Origin of the sequence: Streptomyces sp. SM1, from assembly GCF_002910825.1 — a bacterium.
Lineage (GTDB): Bacteria > Actinomycetota > Actinomycetes > Streptomycetales > Streptomycetaceae > Streptomyces > Streptomyces okerensis.
The window spans coordinates 1-1,282 of sequence record NZ_NEUB01000282.1 but is presented as its reverse complement, the minus strand read 5'-3'; the positions used below and the strand labels follow the sequence as shown (position 1 = coordinate 1,282).

At 75.0% G+C, this 1,282-nt stretch carries 2 protein-coding genes; one reads left to right on the top strand and one right to left on the bottom strand.

The genetic code is table 11. The features are described from left to right. The first annotated feature begins 188 nt into the window (after nucleotides 1-188). Nucleotides 189-509 (top strand): antibiotic biosynthesis monooxygenase, encoded by a 321-nt coding sequence (locus B9S61_RS06840; protein WP_103541439.1) that lies wholly within the window; start codon nucleotides 189-191, stop codon nucleotides 507-509. A 37-nt stretch (nucleotides 510-546) separates the two neighbouring features. Here B9S61_RS06840 and bla read toward each other — a convergent pair. After that, on the bottom strand, nucleotides 547-1,282 hold a 736-nt coding region (gene bla, locus B9S61_RS06835; RefSeq protein WP_103541438.1), incomplete at its 5' end, for a class A beta-lactamase.

The window sequence follows — 1,282 nt, the reverse complement described above, 5'->3', positions numbered from 1 at the left end:
GCCCTCGTCCCCGCCTCCGGCCGCCGACGACAGCACCGGCGGCGCGGACCGGGGCGAGAGCGCCCAGCCCGACCCCTCCGCCCCGCCGGCCACCGAGCCGGACTCCTCCCGGCTCTGCCTCCTGGTGATCTGCCTCGGCTGACCGACCCCCCGCGCGCACCGTGCCGCCGCTGCGGAACAATCGGGACATGAGCATCGTCAAGATCAACGTACTCACGGTCCCGGACGAGCAGCGCGAGACGCTGGAGCAGCGGTTCGCCGCGCGGGCCGGGGCGGTGGAGAGTTCGGACGGGTTCGAGTGGTTCGAGCTGCTGCGCCCGGTCGAGGGCACCGACACCTACCTCGTGTACACCCGCTGGCGGACCGAGGAGGACTTCCAGCGCTGGATGGCCGGCCGCGGCCAGGCCGCACACGGCGGGGCGCAGGGTGAGAAGCCCCGTCCGGCGGCCACGGACGCCACGCTGTGGTCCTTCGAGGTGGTCCAGCAGGCCGCGCCCAAGCAGGGCTGACGGCCGTCGGGACCCGCCGCGCGCGGCTCGGGGCGTTTCACGCCAGGACGGCCGATACGCGGCGGGTGGCCTCGGCGATCAGCGGGTCGCTGGGGTCGGCGTCACGGCCGGGGCGGTCGGTGAGGACGGCCAGCACCAGGGGAGCGCCGCGGCCGGGCCACAGCACGGCGACGTCGTTGGCCCGGCCCCACTCACCGGTGCCGGTCTTGTCGCCGACCTTCCAGCCCCGGGGGACGCCGGCCCTGATGCGCCGGTCGCCGGTGGTGTTGCGGACCAGCCAGTCCGTCAGCAGGGCGCGTTTCGCGGGCGGCAGGGCGTTGCCGAGCACCAGGTCCCGGTAGTCGGTGGCGACGGCCCGGGGGGTGGTGGTGTCGCGCGGGTCTCCGGGCGGGTTGCCGTTCAACTCGGGTTCGAAGTGGTCCAGGCGGCTCACCGGGTCGCCGAGTCCGCGCAGGTGGGCGGTGAGGGCGCGCGGGCCGCCGAGGTCGCGCAGCAGCAGGTTGGCGGCCGTGTTGTCGCTGTACCGGACGGCCGCGTCGCAGAGGTCACGGACGGTCATGCCGGTCGCGGTGTGCTTCTCGGTGACGGGTGAGTAGTCGACGAGGTCGTCCCGGGTGTAGCGGACGCGCTCGTCCAGCCGGGCGAGCGTGCGGCGGTCCAGGACGGCGGCCGCGGCGAGCGTCTTCAAGGTGGAGCAGAACGCGAAGCGTTCGTCGGCGCGATGGACGACGGTGGCCCCGGTCCCGGTCGCGAGGGCGTACACGCCGAGGCGG

Coding starts and splice junctions, on each gene's coding strand:
- B9S61_RS06840 (WP_103541439.1), top strand. CDS start 189: ATGAGCATCGTCAAGATCAACGTACTCACGGTCCCGGACGAGCAGCGC.